Source organism: Parabacteroides sp. CAG:2 (genome assembly GCF_000436315.1).
Classification (GTDB): Bacteria; Bacteroidota; Bacteroidia; order Bacteroidales; family Tannerellaceae; genus Parabacteroides; species Parabacteroides distasonis.
Map to the genome: position 1 here is coordinate 6,372 of NZ_FR885286.1, position 21,350 is coordinate 27,721.

16 protein-coding genes, 1 tRNA gene and 1 pseudogene are annotated in these 21,350 nt (G+C 42.4%); 13 read left to right on the plus strand and 5 right to left on the minus strand.

Annotated elements, in window-relative coordinates:
• From QVP94_RS07890 to QVP94_RS07905, 4 genes and pseudogenes are all read left to right on the plus strand, one after another.
• Positions 1–198 (plus strand): annotated as a pseudogene (locus QVP94_RS07890) (MBOAT family O-acyltransferase); the annotation flags it as partial.
• 5 nt (positions 199–203) lie between these two features.
• Positions 204–1,112, plus strand: coding sequence for a hypothetical protein (locus QVP94_RS07895; RefSeq protein WP_022192331.1), 909 nt, complete (start codon positions 204–206; stop codon positions 1,110–1,112).
• Positions 1,113–1,156: 44 nt separating this feature from the next.
• Positions 1,157–3,892: a hybrid sensor histidine kinase/response regulator transcription factor gene (locus tag QVP94_RS07900; protein WP_022192332.1), complete on the plus strand. Its 2,736-nt coding sequence runs from the start codon at positions 1,157–1,159 to the stop codon at positions 3,890–3,892.
• 175 nt (positions 3,893–4,067) lie between these two features.
• The gene (locus QVP94_RS07905; RefSeq protein WP_022192333.1) at positions 4,068–4,946 is read left to right on the plus strand and encodes a carbohydrate kinase family protein; all 879 of its coding nucleotides are present in this window, start codon (positions 4,068–4,070) and stop codon (positions 4,944–4,946) included.
• A gap of 292 nt (positions 4,947–5,238) precedes the next feature.
• Here the strand turns inward: QVP94_RS07905 and QVP94_RS07910 are convergent, their stop codons facing one another.
• Complete coding sequence (locus QVP94_RS07910) at positions 5,239–5,727, minus strand: SPOR domain-containing protein (RefSeq protein ID WP_005856008.1); 489 nt, start codon at positions 5,725–5,727, stop codon at positions 5,239–5,241.
• Positions 5,728–5,812: 85 nt separating this feature from the next.
• Here QVP94_RS07910 and dpp5 point away from each other — a divergent pair, with 85 nt between their 5' ends.
• Positions 5,813–7,924 (plus strand): dipeptidyl-peptidase Dpp5, encoded by a 2,112-nt coding sequence (gene dpp5 / locus QVP94_RS07915; RefSeq protein ID WP_008780335.1) that lies wholly within the window; start codon positions 5,813–5,815, stop codon positions 7,922–7,924.
• Between the two features lie 68 nt (positions 7,925–7,992).
• Here the strand turns inward: dpp5 and QVP94_RS07920 are convergent, their stop codons facing one another.
• A complete protein-coding gene (locus QVP94_RS07920) occupies positions 7,993–9,051 on the minus strand; it encodes a class I fructose-bisphosphate aldolase (RefSeq protein WP_005856012.1) in 1,059 nt (352 codons plus the stop codon).
• Between the two features lie 155 nt (positions 9,052–9,206).
• Here QVP94_RS07920 and QVP94_RS07925 point away from each other — a divergent pair, with 155 nt between their 5' ends.
• Together QVP94_RS07925 and QVP94_RS07930 are read left to right on the plus strand one after the other, a co-directional pair.
• Positions 9,207–9,758: an NADH peroxidase gene (locus QVP94_RS07925; protein ID WP_005856013.1), complete on the plus strand. Its 552-nt coding sequence runs from the start codon at positions 9,207–9,209 to the stop codon at positions 9,756–9,758.
• A 138-nt stretch (positions 9,759–9,896) separates the two neighbouring features.
• Positions 9,897–9,983 (plus strand) — tRNA-Ser (locus QVP94_RS07930).
• 8 nt (positions 9,984–9,991) lie between these two features.
• On the opposite strand, the gene QVP94_RS07935 is transcribed toward QVP94_RS07930, so the two are convergent.
• The gene (locus tag QVP94_RS07935) at positions 9,992–10,513 is read right to left on the minus strand and encodes a GNAT family N-acetyltransferase (protein WP_005856094.1); all 522 of its coding nucleotides are present in this window, start codon (positions 10,511–10,513) and stop codon (positions 9,992–9,994) included.
• 41 nt (positions 10,514–10,554) lie between these two features.
• Positions 10,555–12,753: a tetratricopeptide repeat protein gene (locus tag QVP94_RS07940; protein WP_022192335.1), complete on the minus strand. Its 2,199-nt coding sequence runs from the start codon at positions 12,751–12,753 to the stop codon at positions 10,555–10,557.
• A gap of 86 nt (positions 12,754–12,839) precedes the next feature.
• Between QVP94_RS07940 and lepA the strand changes: the two genes are divergently transcribed.
• Positions 12,840–14,627, plus strand: coding sequence for a translation elongation factor 4 (gene lepA, locus QVP94_RS07945; protein ID WP_008771820.1), 1,788 nt, complete (start codon positions 12,840–12,842; stop codon positions 14,625–14,627).
• Between the two features lie 96 nt (positions 14,628–14,723).
• Here lepA and QVP94_RS07950 read toward each other — a convergent pair whose 3' ends face one another.
• Positions 14,724–15,563 carry a CvfB family protein gene (locus tag QVP94_RS07950; protein WP_005856099.1) on the minus strand — a complete coding sequence of 280 codons (840 nt, stop codon included), beginning with the start codon at positions 15,561–15,563 and terminating at the stop codon, positions 14,724–14,726.
• Between the two features lie 196 nt (positions 15,564–15,759).
• Between QVP94_RS07950 and QVP94_RS07955 the strand changes: the two genes are divergently transcribed.
• From QVP94_RS07955 to pseC, 5 genes are read left to right on the plus strand one after another with little or no spacing between them, the layout of a single operon-like run.
• Positions 15,760–16,572, plus strand: coding sequence for a polysaccharide biosynthesis/export family protein (locus QVP94_RS07955; protein WP_288213210.1), 813 nt, complete (start codon positions 15,760–15,762; stop codon positions 16,570–16,572).
• A gap of 10 nt (positions 16,573–16,582) precedes the next feature.
• A complete protein-coding gene (locus QVP94_RS07960) occupies positions 16,583–18,205 on the plus strand; it encodes a GumC family protein (protein ID WP_005856104.1) in 1,623 nt (540 codons plus the stop codon).
• Entirely contained in the window at positions 18,205–19,134 is a 930-nt protein-coding gene (locus QVP94_RS07965; RefSeq protein WP_005856106.1) for a hypothetical protein, read from the plus strand. The genes QVP94_RS07960 and QVP94_RS07965 overlap by 1 nt, the downstream gene beginning before the upstream one ends.
• Before the next feature lie 22 nt (positions 19,135–19,156).
• The gene (gene pseB / locus QVP94_RS07970; protein WP_005856110.1) at positions 19,157–20,179 is read left to right on the plus strand and encodes a UDP-N-acetylglucosamine 4,6-dehydratase (inverting); all 1,023 of its coding nucleotides are present in this window, start codon (positions 19,157–19,159) and stop codon (positions 20,177–20,179) included.
• Entirely contained in the window at positions 20,176–21,336 is a 1,161-nt protein-coding gene (pseC, locus tag QVP94_RS07975; RefSeq protein WP_005856113.1) for a UDP-4-amino-4,6-dideoxy-N-acetyl-beta-L-altrosamine transaminase, read from the plus strand. The genes pseB and pseC overlap by 4 nt, the downstream gene beginning before the upstream one ends.
• The last annotated feature ends 14 nt before the right edge of the window (positions 21,337–21,350 follow it).

Below are 21,350 nucleotides of genomic sequence, written 5' to 3' on the forward strand. Positions count from 1 at the left end.
CAACTCCTGCTGAAGAAATGTTTCTTTTTCACGGCTCTTATGTTCGTCGTGGAATGGATCGGCCGAAAACAGGCGCATGGGTTGATGATAGAGGACCTGAGCCTTCCGGTTCGGTATGTTATCTATACGGTATTGCTGATTATCATCTATGGTTTCGACGCCAGTAATCCACAAGGTTTCATTTATTTTCAATTCTGATAAGTATGAGAAGGTTCTTTATTGCTATATTCTGGTATTTAGGGGTGGTAGGATGTTTAGGGTTGCTTAGTTGCCTGCTGATCCGCTCTTATTTTCATATAAGCGTACCCAGCCTCAAAAGTGATCCGGAAGTGGAGGTATTGATTTTGGGCGATTCCCATCCTTTACATTCGATATCCGCCGATATGCTGGGGAAATCGAGGAATGACGCTAAATCCAGTGAGAATTATTTCAATACCTATATCGATTTATGCTTGAAAGCGCCTTACCTTCCCCATTTGAAAACCGTGATATTGGGGTTTGGTTACCACACGTTTACCGTGGCCGATGATTCCTATCAAGATGAGTTTCCTGCCTATATGTCTATTTATCCCCATCTAAAGGAGCGGGAGGATTTGCGACTTTTGGTACAGGAGGCTGTTTCGCCGGTAACCCGTAAGGAGGTCATGTATTCGTATGAGTTTGGCGTTCCGTTCAAGAATTGCGTAGCTGAGATTAAAAGGAATGTGATCGAGCGTATTTTCACGGGGGCGACCGGGGGAACACTAGACGTTATTATCGATCGTCATTACTATGATGATAAGGGTGCTTATTTATTGCCATCCTCATTTCAACAAGAGATGTTGGGGCGAATCGTAGAGGAATGTAAGAAGCGGGATCTGTCTCTTATTTTGTACAATGCCCCTGTTTCCACGGAATATATGGAACGGGTTCCTTCGAGTTATCGAGAATTGACGGATTCTTTGGCTCGGGAATACGTGGATGATAAAACGGTCTTTTATTTGAATTATACGGCTGTACCGTTACCTGATTCTTGCTATAGGGACACTGATCATTTGAATGAAATCGGTATCCATAGATTTACCCCGTTGTTAAACGATACCTTGACTTGTTTGGGGGTAATTTCGGAATAGTTTTCGTATATTTGTAGAATAAACGATCGAATTAAATATACCACATGAAAGGAAACCCGCTTTATATCCTGTTTTGGCTATTCCTTATTCTTTGCTTTGCCTGTTCGCCCGGTAAAAAAGAAAAGAAATATGTCATCGGTGTATCTCAATGCTCGATGACGGATATTTGGCGTCAATCCATGATACGTGATATGGAAGTGGAGGCTTTAAATCATCCGGAGATCGAGCTGGTCGTGATGGATGCCATTCAAGATAATGATACTCAGATCAGCCAGATAAAAGGTTTTATCAAGAAAAAGGTGGATTTGCTGATTATATCGTCGAATGAGACCGAGCCTGTTACGCCTGTCGCTGTTGAGGCGTACAGGGCTGGTATTCCCACTATCATATTGGACCGGAAAATTAATAGCGATGAATATACGACGTATATTGGAGCGGATAATTACGAGATCGGTCGCTCGATCGGAATGTACGTCAGCTCCTTGATCAAGAAGGAGACAACGATTTTAGAGATATGGGGACGGAGAGGCTCTTCCTCCGCTACAGAAAGACATCAAGGTTTTGTCGATGCGATGTCTATTGATCCGAATGTGAAGATCCGGGAGTTGGATGGGTATTGGTACAGGAAGAATGCCTATGAGGAAGTCTTGAAGCTGGATTCCATAGAGGATGTCGATATCGTTTTCGCTCATAATGATATGATGGCCTTAGGGGCCCGTGAGGCGATTGAGGAGCGAGATTCGTCGCTGGTGGGACACGTGGAATTTATAGGCGTGGATGGACTCTTGGGAGGAGGCTTGGGCGTGGAGGCGGTCGCGCAGGGTAAGTTGGATGCCTCTTTTTATTATCCGACAGGTGGTGGGGTGGCTATTAAGGTAGCTTGGCAGATCTTAAGCGGACAAGCTTATACGAAAAAGTATGCGTTAAGCACCGCTATGATCGATAAGACCAACGCCGGTACCCTTTATTTACAATCAGACCGGTTGGCAGAATATCAACGCCAGATCGAGAAACAGCGTGCGAATTTGTCGCAATTGCTCTCGAAATATAACTTTCTTTATAGTTCCTTGATTATTATCTTGATATTGGCGCTTTTGTTGGGTGGTTCCGCTATTTACACGGTTTATATTAATCGTAAAGTGCGCCAGAAGAATCATTTGTTGAATGAGAGAAATCGTTTGGTACAACAACAGAAAGAGGAACTCTCGGTAGCGAACCAGCGTATCGAGCAAGTCACGACACAGAAATTGCAGTTCTTTACGAATGTATCTCACGAGATAAAGACTCCTTTGACCTTGATTCTAGGGCCTCTGAACAAGATGGCGCAAGATGCCCCGGCAGGCGCTTTCGCGGATGATATCCGCATCGTTAAGAAGAATGCGGAACGCTTGAAACGTGTGATCGACCAATTGCTGGATTTCCGGAAGATAGAGAATAATAAGATGGGATTGCGGGTTACTAAGATGGATTTGGTCTTTTTAATCCAAGAGGTGAAATCTTATTTTAATACTCTGGCCCAGAGTAAGCGAATTGATTATACCTTCCTGCATGAAATGGATTCTCTTTTTGTTTGGGTGGATACGGACAAAATGGAGAAGATATTAACGAACTTGCTTTCGAACGCTTTTAAGTTTACCCCGGAGCAGGGGAAGATTACGATTCGTTTGCGGGAGGAGGAGACGGAGGTTGTCTTATCGGTGGAAGATAATGGAGAGGGTATTCCCCCGGAAAACCTAGCCTCCGTATTCGAGCGCTTTTTTACAAGCGGGCAAAGCTATGCTCCGGGAACGGGTATCGGACTGCATCTGACACGGGAATTTGTCCTTATGCATAAAGGCTCGATCCACGTGGAAAGCGAGCAAGGCGAACGGACAGTGTTTACCGTTCAGATCCCGAAAGGTAAATCTCATTTTGATGAATCTTGTGTCTTTCTGTCGAATGCGACAGAATCGTCCTCTGGTGTAGCGCATTTGGATATATCCCAAGTTCAAGAAACGTTGAATAAGAAATATGATTATATGATCTTGATCGTTGAGGATGATTGGGATATTCGCGCTTATTTACAGCATGAGTTGTCCGGGAATTTTAATGTACTTGTAGCGGAGAATGGTGCCAAGGCCTTGGATATTCTATTGAAGGAAAATGTATCACTGGTCGTCAGTGACGTGATGATGCCGGAGATGAATGGCTTCGAGCTTTGCCGCCGGGTTAAGTCGGATATGGCCCTCAGTCATATCCCGGTAATCTTGCTTACGGCTCTTTCGGATGACAGTCAACGCTTGTATGGATTTGAGGGGGGAGCGGATGAATATATCCAGAAACCGTTCAATATCGAGATCGTGAAATTACGTATCATTAAATTGTTGGAAGAACGTAATCGTTTGCGAGAGGTTTTCTTGAAAGAGTCTCAATCGCCTGCGGGACTTTCCATCGAGACAAAAGGGAAGGTAGAGAGTCTGGATGATTTGTTTATGCGTAAGTTTATCGCTTTGATAGAGGAGAATTATAGCGATCCCGATTTCAGTATAGAGAAAGGCAGTGAGAAACTGGGCCTGTCTCGTGTGCATTTATATCGAAAGGTGAAGGAGTTGTCCGGGATTACCCCTACGGACTTTTTGCGTAACTATCGTTTGAAAAAGGCATCCGCCCTATTGAAGCAGCGATCCGGAACGATTAGCGAGGTTGCTTATGCCACGGGATTCGGCTCGCCGGCCTATTTCTCCAAATGCTTTAAAGCGGTTTATAATATAACGCCAACCGAGTTTATAGAGTCTTTGTAAGGATGCTGCTTGTACAGATGTTACATACGGGTAACGTCTGTTATTGTCCCTTGAAAATAAATCTTTTATGTAACTTGTGTGATTTATCTTGTAGCTATAGTTATCGTTGTATTTATAACGATGATATACTTTTGCGGTGTCGATAAGTACGAAAGTTGTTTTTAATAGAAAGACCATGGAACAGGTGACTGAATCAAGACGTAAACCAATTGTCGTTGGGATTGGAGAATTATTATGGGATATGCTTCCTTCCGGGAAAAAGGCTGGGGGGGCCCCGATTAATTTTGTCTATCATGCGTCTTGCCTAGGTGCTGAGGGATATGCTATCAGCGCTGTCGGAGATGATGAGTTGGGTAAAGAGATCGTTGATGAGTTGGATAAGAATCATATCCAGCATTTGATCGAGAAAGTGCCTTACCCGACGGGAACCGTTCAGGTAGAGTTACGAGAAGGTATCCCTACTTATACGATTCATGAGCGAGTGGCTTGGGATCATATATCGCCTACATCCGATGCGATTGATTTGGCGGAGAAAGCGGACGCTATTTGTTTCGGTACATTGGCCCAGCGTTCCCGTCAGTCTCGGGAGACGATACAAGCGATCTCATCGTTTGCGCCGAAAGACGCTTATCGTTTGCTGGATATCAATCTTCGCCAGCGATACTATGATAAGGAGTTGATCGAGGAGTCTTTGTACTTAGCGAATGTGTTGAAGATGAATGATGAAGAGTTTAACGTTCTTCGGGACTTATTCGGCTTGAATGGAACTGAGAGGGAAGTGGCTTTATGGTTTATTGAGAAATACGGCCTTCGGATGTTTGTCTTGACTGCGGGGAGTTCCCATAGTACGATTTATACGAGAGAGGAGATCTCTACTTTGCCAACACCGGAGGTCATGGTGGCGGATACGGTCGGGGCGGGGGATGCTTTTTCGGGGGCTCTAATCATTTCGCTCTTAAAGGGGAAGTCCTTAAGCGAGGCCCATCATTTCGCTGTAAAGACAGCGGCTTTCGTTTGTACGAAAGAAGGTGCGTGGCCGGTTTATGAAGAGTAATTCGTTTATATCATATGTGTTTAGATGTTTTGAGTTTATACAATTTCGAATAGGTATTACGTTTTTAAGGTAAAAAGGTTGTTAGGATATAAGAAGAGAAAGGCAAAAAGAAAAAGATGGTTTTTGTTTTAGGTTAAGTTAGATTAGATTGGTGAAAAGTGGCTCGGCTGTTGAAGTCGGGCTATTTTTATGTCCTTATGTTTCCTTCAAATAGAATGGTCTCGATAACCTGCAAGATTCTTCTTACAGGCTAACGAGACCTTCCGCTTTTATCTTTTCTGATAGCTTACAATTAATAAGCTCTCTCCAATAACCAAGCATCTTGGAAGTTAGGAGCGTATTTCGCCTTGATGGCGTCACGGCTATCGGCGGCGTCCGCTTTATTGTCGAAGCTAGCGACGATCACACGCAACATCCCTTGCTCGTTCTCGCCCAACACTGCGTTGTAACCATCATTCTGCATACGTTCTTTTAATGCGTAAGCGTTTGTCTTGTTCTTGAAACTACCGACAACGACGCTATAACGTTTCAGACGGCTGGCGTCCTCACCTTGAGCGGCGTTGATTTTTTCCGTACGAGTGGTAGCCGTAGAGGTTCTGGGTTTTGAGACAGGAGCGACCTCAACAACTTCTTCCTCTTGTTCTACAACCTCAACAGGAGCTGTCGACTCTTTTTCTTTGGCCTGTTCGTAAGCAGCCTTGTACGCGCTCTGTTTAGGTTTACATGAGCCGAGTGCTAATACCATACATACAGCGGCTCCAAATAACCAAATCTTATTCATACTGTTCAGTTCTTATAATTAGTAACGCGAAGATATAAATTATATTTAGTACTTTCGCACTCAAATTGTAATATATTATAACGGCATGAATAAATCTATCGGAACAATGATTATGGCAACATCCCTACTGTTAGGTGCTTGCAATCCGGCTACGGATGTGAACGTGAAGGAGACCGGCGATAAGAACCTTATCGGGAAGTCGGACATCCGGATCAAAGACGGCCGCATGACCCCGGAGGCTTTGTGGGCCATGGGACGTATCGGCGGTATGAACGTATCTCCGGACGGGAAAAGAGTGGTGTATACGGTGGCGTACTATAGTGTACCGGAAAACAAGAGCAACCGTGAGGTCTTCGTGATGAACGCGGACGGATCGGATAATAAGCAAATCACGAAAACCGGATTCGCTGAGAACGAGGCCGTATGGATCAAAGGAGGAACCAAGATCGCTTTCTTATGTAACGAGAGCGGTAGCAGCCAGCTTTGGGAAATGAATCCGGATGGGACGGACCGTAAGCGACTTTCCGATTATGATAAGGATATCGAGGGTTTCGCTTTCTCTCCCGATGAGAAAAAGGTCTTGTTTATCTCGCAAGTGAAAACCGTGAACAGTACCGCTGATAAATATCCGGATTTGGATAAGGCGACAGGTGTTATCATTACGGATTTAATGTACAAGCATTGGGATGAGTGGGTGACTACCGTTCCGCATCCTTTTGTCGCCGATTTCGATGGCGAATCGATCAGCAATCCTGTGGATGTGATGGAGGGCGAGTTGTTTGAGAGCCCGATGAAGCCGTTTGGCGGTATCGAGCAATTGGCTTGGAACACTACCTCGGACAAGATTGCCTATACCAGCCGCAAAAAGACGGGTAAAGAATATGCGATCTCCACGAATTCGGATATTTATGTATATGATCTGAATACGAAGCAAACGACCAATATAACGGAAGAGAACAAGGGATATGATACGAATCCCACCTATTCTCCGGACGGAAAGAGCATCGCTTGGTTAAGTATGGAACGGGATGGTTACGAGGCGGATCAAAATCGCTTGATGGTAATGAATCTGGAGACGGGTGAGAAAACATTCGTAAGCAAGGATTTTGACTCCAACGTGGACTCTTATTGCTGGAGCGCTGATTGCGAGCGTATCTATTTCACGGGCGTTTGGCATGGCGAGTCGCAGGTTTATCAGATAGACTTGGCGAATGGCAATAAGATTACCCCGCTGACCGAAGGTATGTACGATTACGCCTCTGTCGCTCTTCTGGGCGATAAGCTGATCGCTCAACGTCATTCCATGAGCATGGGAGACGAGATCTATTCGATCGATTTGACAGGGGATCATACGGTAACTCAACTTACGTTCGAGAACAAGCATATTTACGACCAGCTTACGATGGGTAAGGTGGAGGAGCGTTGGATGAAGACGACAGATGGCAAGCAGATGCTAACGTGGGTTATCTATCCGCCTCAGTTCGATCCGAATAAGAAGTATCCTACCTTGTTGTTCTGTGAGGGTGGCCCGCAAAGCCCTGTTAGCCAGTTCTGGTCTTACCGCTGGAATTTCCAGATCATGGCGGCTAATGATTATATTATCGTGGCACCGAACCGTCGGGGGCTTCCCGGATTTGGCTTGGAATGGAATGAGGCTGTCAGTGGCGATTATGGCGGACAATGCATGAAAGACTATTTCACCGCTATTGACGAGGTAGCCAAGGAACCGTATGTAAATAAGGATCGCTTGGGGTGTGTAGGCGCCAGCTTCGGTGGATTCTCCGTATATTGGTTGGCAGGTCATCATGATAAACGTTTCAAGGCGTTTATCGCCCACGATGGTATCTTTAATATGGAAATGCAGTATCTGGAAACGGAAGAGATGTGGTTCGCCAATTGGGATATGGGTGGAGCGTACTGGGAAAAGCAAAACGCTACGGCTCAGCGTACATTCGCGAACTCCCCGCATAAGTTCGTGGACAAATGGGATACGCCTATCCTTTGTATCCATGGAGAGAAGGATTACCGGATCTTGGCTAATCAAGGAATGGCAGCGTTTAACGCCGCGGTTCTTCGGGGTGTACCGGCCGAGTTGCTGATTTATCCGGATGAGAACCATTGGGTATTGAAGCCCCAGAATGGCGTTCTATGGCAACGCACATTCTTTGAGTGGTTGGATATGTGGTTGAAGAAATAAAATTTGAAGGCCGTCCCCAAAGTATATAGCTTTGATGGACGGCCTTCTTTTCTCAACGCAATAACAAACTAAGCGATAGTAATATCCTTATCCAAATAAATATCTTGAATTGAATGAAGTAACTCCACGCCGTCTTTCATCGGACGTTGGAACGCCTTTCTTCCGCTAATCAGCCCCATGCCACCCGCACGTTTGTTTATGACAGCAGTGACGACAGCGTCTTTAAGATCTGAGGCGCCATGAGATTCCCCGCCGGAGTTGATAAGCCCGACACGTCCCATATAATTATTGGCTACTTGGTAACGGCAGAGGTCGATCGGATGTTCTGTCGTTAACTCTGTGTACATCTTTTGATCGATCTTCCCGAAATTGATAGCGGTGAAACCTCCGTTGTTCTCCGGTAGCTTCTGCTTGATGATATCGGCCTTGATCGTGACACCAAGGTGATTAGCCTGTCCGGTCAAATCGGCTGCCGCGGAATAGTCGATGCCATCCTTTTTAAAAGAGCTGTTTCGTAAATAGCACCATAATACGGTCGCCATACCTAGTTCATGGGCATACTCGAATGCGTCGGCAATCTCGACTAGCTGACGTCGGCTTTGCTCTGATCCGAAATAGATCGTGGCCCCTACAGCTACGGCGCCCATATTCCATGCTTCCTTCACCGTACCGAATACGATTTGATTGTAAGAATTCGGATAAGTAAGAAGCTCATTATGATTTAGTTTTACCAAGAATGGAATCTTATGAGCATATTTTCGTGCGACTGACCCTAGTATGCCGAACGTAGAAGCGACTGCGTTGCAACCACCCTCGATCGCTAATTTTACGATATTCTCCGGATCGAAATAAATGGGGTTTGGAGCGAAGGAAGACCCTGCGGTATGCTCGATATCTTGATCTACCGGGAGGATAGAAACATATCCGGTGTTAGCTAATCTTCCGTGCCCCAACAAGGTTTGCAGACTATTGAGAGTCTGTATGTTTCTATCTGAATTGCCCCACACATCGTCCACGCAAGTGGGTGATGGAAGATGAAGCAGCGATTTATCAATAGTCTTACATACGTGATTTAAATAATAATCACTTTTGTCTCCTAATAAACTAATAATCTTTGATGTATCCATATAAATAAATATTTACTTAGTAAACAATCGCTGTCAAAAATAAGTTCCATAGTTTTTATCGATTAACACATAGAATTAATCTATCGATGAATTATGGTAGTATCGGATAGTTTAGTTAATTTTGTGCCATACAACCAATAAAAATTTTGCGATATATGAAAAAGAAATGGATTTGCACAGTATGTGGTTATGTACACGAAGGTGATGAGGCTCCTGAGTTCTGCCCTCAATGTAAACAACCGAAAAGCAAATTTAAGGAATTAGTAGAGACAGAAGGTGCGTTGCAGTTCGTTGACGAACATGTACTAGGTGTTGCTAAAGGTGTAGACCCAGTGATTTTGGAAGGTCTGAACGCTCACTTTATGGGAGAATGTACCGAAGTTGGTATGTATTTGGCCATGAGCCGTCAAGCAGACCGTGAGGGTTATCCTGAGGTAGCTGAGGCATTCAAGCGTTACGCTTGGGAAGAGGCTGAGCACGCTGCTAAGTTCGCAGAGCTTCTTGGCGACGTAGTTTGGGATACGAAGACTAACTTGAAAAAGCGTATGGAAGCTGAGGCTGGCGCATGCGAGGACAAGAAACGTATCGCTACATTGGCTAAACAACAGAATTTGGACGCAATCCATGATACCGTACATGAGATGTGCAAAGACGAGGCACGTCATGGCAAAGGATTTGAAGGTTTATATAATCGTTATTTCAAGTAATTTAGAGGTATTAGTTATATGTTTTAAAGAGGGGCGTTCTGTGAAGAATGCCCTTTTTTGTATTTGATAAAGTAATTTTAGCCTTTCAAGAGAATAACGATACTATATTTTATGTACTTTTGTACACGTCAACCACAAGGAAAGATGCCGGAGTGGTCGAACGGGCCGCACTCGAAATGCGGTGAGCGGGTAACCGCTCCCTGGGTTCGAATCCCAGTCTTTCCGCTTGATAACTATGACTTATCCACGCAGAATACTAAATGAAGCATATCGATATTGCGATAATGTTTTATGAAATTTGCGATTTCCCTCATATCGTTTCTTAGTGCTACTTTTTGAGAGGGGATATTTGTGTCCCGTATGATGGAGTATACTTTGTCGAAGTTAAGGATATTGAAGGCGTATTCCTTACAAGCTATGGCGGCCTCGGTAGCATAACCTTTATGCCAGTATTCCGCCCTAAGCAAATAACCGATCTCCGGAACCTGTTGACCGTTGAATTCTTGATAGGTGAGACCACACTGACCGATAAGCTCTCCGCTGCCTTTCTCTATCATCCCCCATAAGCCAAAGCCATCGTTTTGATACCTCCTTAATTGCTTATCAAGCCATTCTTGTACCTCTTTTTTACTGAACGCTCCTTCGTAAGCGTACATTACAATCGGATCTTGTAAAAGCTTACAGATATCATCAAAATCATCTTGTTTTAATTCCCTTAATAGGAGTCGCTTTGTCTTTAGTATCATCTCTTTCATACGATATTTTTTCTTGTCTTCTCAAATTGTTGGATGACTAGTTAGAATATATCGCTCAAGGAATACCGGAGTTGATCCATCATCAACGGCACTTCCGCCTCCTCGATTCCCGCTACAAGAAGATCGGGGATATCTTGATTGAACTGCTCTTGGAACTTCGAGAAATCACCGGACTCTTTCTCCACGGCTTTTTTATAAAAAGCAAGCGCTCCCTTTATATTCTGTAATGCCCATTCCGTATGTCCCGCATTCAAGAAATCTTGGGTGTTGGGTTGATTATCCATGATCTTTTTGTAATAATTACGGGCCTGATCGTATTTACCGGTCAAGAAAGAACACCAAGCGATCGGACGCCAAGCCTTCGTGCTTTTATTGTCCAGATAATCTACCTTGAAATAATATTTCAGCGCTTCATTATAATTCTTGAGTTCAAGATGGCAGTGGCCGATACATATTTGGATCGATAAATCATCCGGATTGAAAGCCTCGTAACGATGATAGTATTTCAACGCTTCTTCCGGTTGCTTTAAGGTACGGTAACAACCGGCGATCCGGCGAATAACCCATTTACTGTCCGGATTGATAAGATCCGCATGTAAATAAGCCTCCAAGGCGCCTTGTATATCGCCATTCATTTGTTTGCAGTAACCGATTTTCTGGAATAAGATATCACTTTCTTGATTTGCATCGGATAAGCGATTGTAGATCGTGAGCGCGTCAAGGAAGTAATTCTTCCGGAGATAATACTCCGCTATAGTTGTCAAACTTTCCTCATCACTGACGTAAGGCTGCAAAATTGGCAGGTTATGAAAGTCTAGCGCAGATGTAAATATGTCATCAAAATCCAGATGTCCCGGATAAAGTTTGAAGAAACGATACAAGTCCTGTATGTACTGTCCGGATATGATTTCCAGTTTTCCCCGTTTACTGATCAATTCCTCCTTTGTTTGCTGAATCATCTCGGAGGCTTGACTACCAAACTGTCCCATCATCATTTGACGGGCTTGATCCGGCAATTGCATCATACTGAAATATAAGGAGTATTTATCGGAATTACACATGAATGCCGCAAGAGTCATGGAATCTAGCATGTCCTTTTCCGTTTGATTCTTGCTCAACTGATTGCCAAAAGCGGAATGCTCGGTCGTGAATGGCATGAACCAGTTACCCAGTTCCCGGAAAAAGGGGAAATGCTTTAGGTGCACGAAAGTAGAGTGCATTACGTCCGCGCCTTCTTGTTGTAGTTCGCTGAACTCCTCCATTTTCTTCCCTAAGGAGCTGTTCGATAACATATTCTGCCACTCCGGATTCATCTCGTTTCCGAGAAGTTCCGGATTAATATCCTTTAAGTTTATCTTTTGACTGATTTTAGGGCCTAGCTTGATCATCTCCGGAATGATCTCGTCTTGTAGCTTACGGGTGATCTTCTCTGTCTCACGGGCTAGGATAAAACGAAGGGTAATCGTTCGGATCGCTTTCGTGAAATTAGGGAATCCCTCGGATAAAGCCGCTAGCCGATCCGCTATCTGCGGATATAACGCCGTACGTTTTCTATAGGTATAGAGTGTCAGGAGAATCCCGATCAACGCGCGGTAACGAATCTCATCTTCTTGGAGATTGGCCGCATCGAATAATAATAGCAGTTTCTCCTTATCGAAAGCGGCTTGCAATCCCAACATTAATGCCGATACGATTTGGCTACCGATGATAAAAGGCAACTCCTGGTCATTCAATAGGTTCCTGATGGAGGCTATTTCTTCCTTATTGAGAGGATTCGAGGTCCAGATCTTATTGAATAATAGGATCGTGGCGGATTCGATTTGCTGCAGCTCCGTAATGGTTCCGGTCGGAGTCTCTATCTTCACCAAAGAGGCGTTTCTCAAGACCTTATGGAGCTGGTCATAGTTGGTAAGCTCCTTTTGCATCATTCGCCTACGGCTATAATAGGAGAGAGGCGAATCTACCGATAAGGCCTTGTGCTTCACTATATCCGCGAACTCATAGCTGGATGCGATCAAGTTGTTGTATATCTGGTCTTGCATCGGATCTTTAGCCCCCTCGATCCGGTATCGCAACATATATTTATAAGTATCTTGTAGCTCGTTCAACCTGTCTTGGAATGAGTACTCACGTATTCCCGCTATTAAACCTTGGAGAAAATCGAACGCATTCTTTAGCTCCTTTTCGTCTAATGAACCGATAATTCGGTTGTATGCTTTATTTATTTCTTGTATTGTCATATACTATTAACAACAAATGGTATGCCAAAAGTATAGTATTTAGGCTAAATTTCCTATCTTCGCGTACCTAAAAATAAATTTAGCAGATGAAGAATATCCGCAATTTCTGTATTATTGCTCATATTGACCATGGGAAAAGTACCTTGGCAGACCGTTTGCTTGAGTATACCAAGACAGTAGAAGGTAAAGACATGCAAGCTCAAGTCCTTGACGACATGGATTTAGAGCGTGAGCGTGGTATTACGATCAAGAGCCATGCGATCCAGATGAAGTATAATTATAAGGGTGAAGAATATATACTGAACCTGATCGATACTCCGGGACACGTGGACTTCTCGTATGAGGTTTCCCGTTCTATCGCCGCCTGCGAGGGTGCGTTGCTGATCGTGGACGCGGCCCAAGGTATTCAGGCGCAAACCATCTCTAACCTGTATATGGCGATAGAGAATGACTTGGAGATTATTCCGGTGATGAACAAGATCGACCTGCCTAGCGCCATGCCGGAGGAGGTAGAGGACCAGATCGTGGAACTGTTGGGCTGCCCTCGTGAGGATATCTTACGGGCGAGCGGAAAGACAGGCGAGGGAGTGACTGAGATCTTGAATACGATCGTGGAGAAGGTCCCGGCTCCGAAAGGTGACCCGGAGGCTCCGTTGCAGTGTCTGATTTTTGACTCCGTTTTTAATCCGTTCCGTGGTATTATCGCTTACTTCAAGGTGGTAAACGGCGTGATCCGTAAAGGTGACCATGTGAAGTTTATCGCTACAGGAAAAGAGTATGACGCCGACGAGGTAGGTATATTGAAATTAGATATGTGCCCCCGTGAGGAGATCCGGACGGGAGACGTAGGATATATCATTTCCGGTATCAAGACGTCCCGGGAGGTGCGTGTCGGTGATACGATCACTCATGTGTCTCGCCCGGCTAAAGATGCGATCGCCGGTTTTGAGGAGGTGAAGCCGATGGTCTTCGCCGGTGTCTATCCAATCGATAGCGAGGATTTCGAGAACCTTCGTGCGTCATTGGAGAAATTGCAGTTGAACGACGCTTCCTTGACTTTCCAGCCGGAGAGTTCCGCCGCGTTGGGTTTTGGGTTCCGTTGCGGTTTCTTGGGCTTGTTGCATATGGAGATTGTTCAGGAGCGTTTGGATCGTGAGTTTAATATGGATGTGATAACCACTGTACCGAACGTTTCTTATATCGTTCATACAAAGAAAGGGGAGGTGATCGAGGTACATAATCCGGGAGGCTTGCCGGACCCGACTTTGATTGATCATATCGACGAGCCGTTTATCCGTGCTTCCGTGATCACGAACACTACCTATATCGGCCCGATCATGACACTCTGTCTGGGTAAGCGTGGCATCCTGCTTAAGCAAGAATATATTTCAGGTGATCGTGTCGAGATTCATTATGACTTGCCGTTGGGCGAGATCGTAATCGACTTTTATGATAAGTTGAAGAGTATTTCAAAAGGGTACGCTTCTTTCGATTACCATTTACATGATTTCCGTCCCAGTAAGTTGGCTAAATTAGATATCCTGTTGAACGGTGAGCCGGTAGACGCTTTGTCTACATTGACGCACGTGGATAATAGCGTTACTTTCGGACGTCGTATGTGCGAGAAACTGAAAGAGTTGATCCCCCGCCAGCAATTCGATATCGCTATCCAAGCGGCGATAGGCGCTAAGATTATCGCTCGTGAGACAATTAAGGCTGTCCGTAAAGACGTGACGGCGAAATGTTATGGAGGCGATATCTCCCGTAAGCGTAAATTGCTGGAAAAACAGAAAGAGGGAAAGAAACGAATGAAGCAGATCGGTACGGTAGAAGTTCCGCAAAAAGCGTTCTTGGCCGTATTGAAGCTGGATTAGAAAGTCAATGGAATCCGTTCGCTAACTCAATGGATTTATAAAGAAAAGTCAATGGATTCTGTAACGGATTCCATTGACTTTTTTTATATAAATGGGTCACTTCTCGTTCACGAGCCGTATCCCGCCATCTTCCAGCGTGATAAGATGTTGCTTATAGAGTGCCCCGATCGCTTGTTTGAAAGCTTTCTTGCTACAGCGGAATAAGGAATAGATCACGTCCGGATCGCTCTTGTCGTGTACCGGGATGTATCCCCCTTGTGTTTTCATCGCTTCCAGAATGACGCCGGCGATCCCCTCTACCTTTTGGTAGCCTTGCGGTGTTAGGCTTACGTCTATCTTATCATCCTCACGCACCTCTTTTATATAGCCTTTCAGATGCTCACCTTTCTCAAGACGCTGGAATACCTCATTATAATAGATCAATCCCCAATGCTGGTTATTGATGATCACCTTATAGCCAAGATCCGTCTCGTCGGCTACCAATAACTGAACCTCTTGATTCTGCTCGTAATCGATAGGGGTATTGTTCAAGAACTTCTCGATACGTGCGGATGCCATGATACGTCCTGTCACATGATCCAGCCGGACGTAGACCAAGTACCATTTCCCCTCTCTCATCGGCATTTTCTGCTCCTTGAAAGGAACGAGCAAATCTTTCATGATTCCCCATTCCAAAAATGCGCCAGCATTATTCACGTCTTTTACCTCCATGAACTGGAACTCCCCGACCGTTGCCAGAGGACGTGCGGTAGTAGCGATCAACCTCCCTTCATTATCATGATAAATAAACACCTCGACCTCATCCCCGGGTTTCACGTTTTTAGGTACGTAACGAGTCGGCAACAAGATCTCCACCCCGTTACCTCCATCCAGATAAACCCCGAAGTCAAGGTCTTTCACTATTTTCAGCGTGTTGTATTTTCCTATCTCAACCATATGTTTTTGTTTTGTCACAAACTTACGCAATAATCATGAAAAAGCGGTAAAAACAACTATAATTTTGATTTAGCATGCAGCAATATCTAGACAATTGCATCGTTATAGAAGTATCTTTATACTTGTGGTCCTTTTGAGACCTCATGTTCAAACTAAAAAACGTATATTTGCACCTTATTTGAAGAAAACAAAGATTATGAGAGTGAAATTAGTATCAGTAGTGGCATTGTTTGTCTTATTGTTAGGGGCTTGTTCTGTTCCTAAAGATGTGGTTTATTTCCAAGGAGTGGATGCCTTGACCCCCGAACAGGTGAGTAAGATGAATCAAGCTTATACGTCTCGTATCAGTAAAGATGATTTACTGGCGATATCTGTTACAGCTCCGGATCCGTCCGTGACGACGCCATTTAATCCCCCTGTTTTTGCGTATGCGCAGCAAGGTGACCAACCTATCGCTGCCTCTCAATCAATGTATACTTACCTTGTTGATTCGGATGGTAATATAAATTTCCCTGTATTAGGGAAGATTCATGTCGCAGGTTTATCAAAACAAGAACTGTGTGATGAGTTACAAAGTAAATTGTCAAAATACATAGAAAACCCATTGGTTAACGTGCAGATTACAAATTATAGAATTACGGTAATGGGAGAGGTAAATCGTCCCGGTACTTTTACTATAAAGAATGATCGAATCTCTATTTTAGATGCGTTTGGGTATGTTGGAGATTTGGCGATTACAGCCAATAGGAAGAATATTTTGCTGATAAGAGATAATGATGGGCAAAAAGAATTTGTTCGTATGGATATAACTGATCCTTCGCTATTTACATCTCCCTATTTTTATTTAAGGCAAAATGACGTTATTTATGTTGAGCCCAATTTGGCAAAGCAGCGTAATTCTCGATTTAGTCAAAGCAAACAGTATAATATAACTGTATTCTCCTCGATAATTAGTGCGATTTCTGTTATTTCTTCGATGGTGATCACGATTATTAATATTAAGAAGTAATTGTTTAGCTATGGATTCAACAAATATAGGAAATGAGACTATAAGTTTAAAGTCTATTCTAATAGGGTATCTAAGGCACTGGAGATTATTTCTAGGCACTTTTGTTATATCTCTAATACCAGCTGTATTATATTTGATTTATTATCCGACAACTTACGAAGTAATGGCTCGTTTTAAAGTTCAAGATGATACTTCCATGTCCTCAGGAAATATGTCTTTGGGAGATGCGGCAGGTTTGATGAAATCTTTTGGTTTGAATGGAGGAGGTAGTGCGGGTATTGTTATTGATGATGAATTAGCGGTGTTAAAGTCTCATACTTTATGGTATGAGGTTGTTTCAAAATTGGGCTTAAATGCAGAGTATGTTGAACCGTTAACTTGGAAATATAAACAGTATGTGAATACCCCTTTTCTGATGGTTGCAGATTCTAGCACATTGAAATCTCAAGAGGAAACAATAGAGTTTTATGTCCGGGAAGATCGTGAGGGAAAAATAAAGATCGAAGGGAAGACAAAAAGTCAGAAGCGGTCTTATGAGTTTTCTTCATTACCTGCGATCGTTGAATTCGGTAATAATCGGTTTATCCTAAGTTATGGAGCCAACCATAAATTGGGAGAAAGCATGAAACTTTATATAACCATGAGGCCGGCTGGTTTTGTTGGAGATGATTTTGCGCAGGATATAGAAATTGAGACTTACTCAGATAATTCAAATGTTATAGAATGTACTTTGAGGGAATATGAGAAAAAACGAGGTATTGACGTTTTAAACGCATTAATGTTTGAATATAATAATCGTGCCGATTCAATAAATAATAAAGAAGCTCGTGCTACAATACAGTTTTTGGATGAGCGAATCAATAAGGTAATATCGGATTTAGCTAATGCTGAACGATCTATAGAGATCTATAAGAAAAATAACCAAATGACTGACTTGACAGCCGATGTGCAATTTTATGTGGATCAAATGAAAGAGATCCAAACGAAAATTGTTGAGATGGAGGCTCAAGGGCATGCTATTAGATTTATGGAAGACTTCGTGCAAAATCCTGCTAATAAGTATAATTTGGTACCCGTATTGATGAATGTCCAAGAAGGAGAGAAAGGCGGTTCCATAACTACTTATAATGAGTTGTTGGTAAATCGTCAGCGAATGTTGCAAAACTCGAAAGAGGACAACCCTTTATTTACTGTGATGGATAAGCAATTAGATCAAATGCGTAAGAGTGTTGCCCTTACGATCAAGAATGCGCAAGAAAGCCTGAATTTGACATTGAAAGATCTCAAGTCTAAGGAGAAGGCTATTTTGGATAAAATGGGTAACGTTCCAACTCAAGAACGAGAATTCATGAATTATAAGCGTGATCAAGAGATTGCTCAAGGTGTTTATTTGATATTATTACAAAAACGAGAAGAGGCATTATTGAAATTAAATAAAAGTATGAATAGGGCATTGATTGTTGATGAGGCATTTGTGAAGAGTACACCCGTGGCCCCTCGTAAACTATATGCTGCTCTCGCCGTGTTTTTATTGACAATTGTGGTTCCTGTCGTATATTTATTCTGTAAAGAGCAACTTATAGAACTAAAAAGAGAATACGATAAAACAAGGAAACAAGCTGGCGTGATATAATGGATACTGATATATATATATGTTCTAAGCCATTGCAATATTTTAATGTAAGAAATATTGGATATGGAAATGCATCTTCAAAAAAGGTTCTAATTATTTTAGGACATTTTAGGGATGCGGAATTGTTCTTTCATCAAGTTAAGACATTTGATGATACATGGAATGATATATTATATTTCAAAGATTTGTTTCATTTGGATTTATATTTGTTTTTTCACCCAGTAAATACGTTGTTCGTAGAGGTAGATGCTTCTTTTGTTTATGGAATATTTTTTAAGCTATCCCGATTTAAACGAATGTATATGTTTGAAGAAGGATTCGGAAGCTACAGAAGAGATCGTTTTGATAATTCAAAAGGCTTGAAGAATATAATAAATAAGCTTACGGGTGTTGGTGACCATATTGGTTTTTCAAAGTTTCTTACGGGGCAGTTTCTTTATTTGCCGGATTTGTATAGGTCTCAGTTCCCAGGATATTCAAAATCTTTGAAATCATTCCAGAAGCCCTTTGTTAAGAGGTTAAGGGAAGAATTACCATTGTTTTTGAATTTTTCTACGGGATATGAAGAATTTTTATCTGTGAAAAATAAATCGGTTGGAATTTATTTAACTAATCATCAAATTAATGTAAACATATTGAAAGCTCTGGATAAAGAGAAAAATGATTTTGATTATGTTTATGTGAAATTGCATCCTCATATAAAAAAAACAGAGGATTTGTATCAATATGGATTAAAAATAGTACAATCAAACATAATGGTTGAGTTTTTAATTCTAATCTTGTTGGATAATGGAAATAAACTTTCTGTTTTTCATGAAAATAGTACATCAGTGATTTGGTTTCAGGATCGTATTATTAATAAAAATATGGGACAACCATTTGAAGAGTATGATATTGTAGCTTCTTATATACAATCGAAGGAGTTATAGAATAGATATAAATAGAAGTAATATGTTAAATGAAAAGTCTGTTTTAATTACTGGAGGAACAGGTTCTTTTGGTAAAAAATTCGTGGAGACAATCCTTCGTGATTATCCTCAAGTGAAAAGAATTGTTATTTATTCACGTGACGAGTTGAAACAGTTTGAGCTGAAGCAAAAATACCCTGCGTCAAAGTATCCTCAATTACGTTTCTTTATTGGAGACGTCCGGGATGGAGAACGTTTGGAACGTGCTTGCGAAGGCATAGATGTAATTATTCATGCTGCGGCTATTAAGCAAGTGGATACGGCCGAATATAATCCGGATGAATGCATAAAGACAAATGTACATGGAGCTCAAAATGTGATTAATGCAGCCTTGCGTACAAAAGTAAAGCATGTTGTGGCTTTATCTACGGATAAGGCTTGTGCTCCGATTAATTTATATGGGGCTACAAAGCTGACTTCTGATAAGTTGTTTGTTGCCGCAAATAATATTAGTGGTCCGCGGGATATCAAGTTTTCAGTGGTCCGTTATGGCAATGTTATGGGATCAAGGGGCTCTGTTATTCCTTTTTTCATTAACAGGAGAGATTCAGGTGCGGTAGAGTTACCTATTACGAATATGAAGATGACTCGTTTCAATATTTCGTTAGAAGCGGGAGTTGCTTTGGTCATGTTCGCTATCGGTCATCATTTAGGAGGTGAGATTTTTATTCCTAAGATTCCATCTTATCGAATAGTGGATGTTGCGAAGGCTATTGCGCCTAACCTTCCATTGGTGGAGGTCGGTATACGCCCCGGGGAAAAATTGCATGAGGAAATGATTACGGTCACGGATGCCATGAATACTATAGATCTAGGTCCTTATTATGCGATCTTGCCCTCTGTTGCGTTTAATCATAAATATGAAGACTATGTAAATCATCATAATGCGGTTAAGGTTCCAGAGGGATTCCATTATAGTTCTGATACGAATACGGAATGGGAGACTGTAGAGTCTATGCGGGAAAAAATAAAGAAATATGTAGATCCTAATTTTGAGATAAAATGATTACTAAACCTATTCCTTATGGACGTCAGCATATTACGGATGAGGATATTCAATGTGTAATAGATGCCTTAAAGTCGGATTATTTAACTCAAGGGCCAAAAATAAAAGAATTTGAGGAGGCTTTTGCCTCTTATGTCGGCTGTAAATATGCTATAGCAGTTAATAATGCTACGGCGGGTCTTCATTTAGCGGCTACGGCACTTGATGTGAATCTGGGTGATAAAGTGATTGTGACTCCTTTGACTTTTGCGGCTAGCGCTAATTGTATTCGCTTTCGGGGAGGTGAGGTTGTGTTCTGTGATGTAGAGGAAGATACCTATTTGATGGATATAAAGAAATTAAGCCGTTTATTGTCACAATCTCCCAAAGGCACTTATAAGGGAATTGTTTTGGTTGATTTTGCGGGTTATCCAGCCAATTTGGAGGCCTTTCGTCAATTGGCGGATGAGTACGGCTTATGGATTATAGAAGATGCTTGTCATGCTCCGGGTGGATATTTTATTGATAGTAAAGGTGAAAAGCAGCTATGTGGCAATGGGAACTTTGCGGATATTAGTGTTTTTTCGTTTCATCCGGTAAAACATATTGCGACTGGCGAGGGGGGGATGGCTACGACAAATAGTAAGAAATTATATGAAAAACTTTGTCTATACCGTACACACGGCATTACCAAGGATCCGGCACTTTTGTGCGAGAACCATGGTGGCTGGTATTATGAGATGCAAGAGCTTGGATATAATTATCGGATTACTGATTTTCAGGCAGCTTTAGGAATATCACAATTGAAAAGAGCCGATATGGGATTGGCACGGCGGCAAGAGATTGCCCGGCGATATAGGGAAGGTCTTTCCGATCTGAAGGGGGTTTCACTCCCTTTTGTATCGGATCAGGTCTTTCATGCCTATCATTTATTTATAATCCAAGTGGAGGACAGATTAGGATTATATGATTATTTGCATAAGAATAATATTTATGCGCAAGTTCATTATGTCCCTTTGCATCTGACCCCTTATTATAGGCAGTTAGGAAATAAAGAAGGAGATCAACCTGTGATGGAGGAATATTATAAGCATTGTTTGAGTCTGCCAATGTATCCGACACTGACTGATGAAGAGCAGGAATATGTAATAGCGAAGATTAAAGAATTCCTTTCTTAAAAAACAAATAGAGA

Bases quoted from the DNA above. Each gene is read 5' to 3' on its own strand.
- QVP94_RS07955 (WP_288213210.1), top strand. From the start codon at position 15,760: ATGAGAGTGAAATTAGTATCAGTAGTGGCATTGTTTGTCTTATTGTTA.
- dpp5 (WP_008780335.1), top strand. From the start codon at position 5,813: ATGAATAAATCTATCGGAACAATGATTATGGCAACATCCCTACTGTTA.
- QVP94_RS07905 (WP_022192333.1), top strand. From the start codon at position 4,068: ATGGAACAGGTGACTGAATCAAGACGTAAACCAATTGTCGTTGGGATT.
- QVP94_RS07900 (WP_022192332.1), top strand. From the start codon at position 1,157: ATGAAAGGAAACCCGCTTTATATCCTGTTTTGGCTATTCCTTATTCTT.
- lepA (WP_008771820.1), top strand. From the start codon at position 12,840: ATGAAGAATATCCGCAATTTCTGTATTATTGCTCATATTGACCATGGG.
- QVP94_RS07960 (WP_005856104.1), top strand. From the start codon at position 16,583: ATGGATTCAACAAATATAGGAAATGAGACTATAAGTTTAAAGTCTATT.
- QVP94_RS07925 (WP_005856013.1), top strand. From the start codon at position 9,207: ATGAAAAAGAAATGGATTTGCACAGTATGTGGTTATGTACACGAAGGT.
- QVP94_RS07950 (WP_005856099.1), bottom strand. From the start codon at position 15,563: ATGGTTGAGATAGGAAAATACAACACGCTGAAAATAGTGAAAGACCTT.
- pseC (WP_005856113.1), top strand. From the start codon at position 20,176: ATGATTACTAAACCTATTCCTTATGGACGTCAGCATATTACGGATGAG.
- QVP94_RS07920 (WP_005856012.1), bottom strand. From the start codon at position 9,051: ATGGATACATCAAAGATTATTAGTTTATTAGGAGACAAAAGTGATTAT.
- QVP94_RS07935 (WP_005856094.1), bottom strand. From the start codon at position 10,513: ATGAAAGAGATGATACTAAAGACAAAGCGACTCCTATTAAGGGAATTA.
- QVP94_RS07965 (WP_005856106.1), top strand. From the start codon at position 18,205: ATGGATACTGATATATATATATGTTCTAAGCCATTGCAATATTTTAAT.
- QVP94_RS07940 (WP_022192335.1), bottom strand. From the start codon at position 12,753: ATGACAATACAAGAAATAAATAAAGCATACAACCGAATTATCGGTTCA.
- QVP94_RS07895 (WP_022192331.1), top strand. From the start codon at position 204: ATGAGAAGGTTCTTTATTGCTATATTCTGGTATTTAGGGGTGGTAGGA.
- pseB (WP_005856110.1), top strand. From the start codon at position 19,157: ATGTTAAATGAAAAGTCTGTTTTAATTACTGGAGGAACAGGTTCTTTT.
- QVP94_RS07910 (WP_005856008.1), bottom strand. From the start codon at position 5,727: ATGAATAAGATTTGGTTATTTGGAGCCGCTGTATGTATGGTATTAGCA.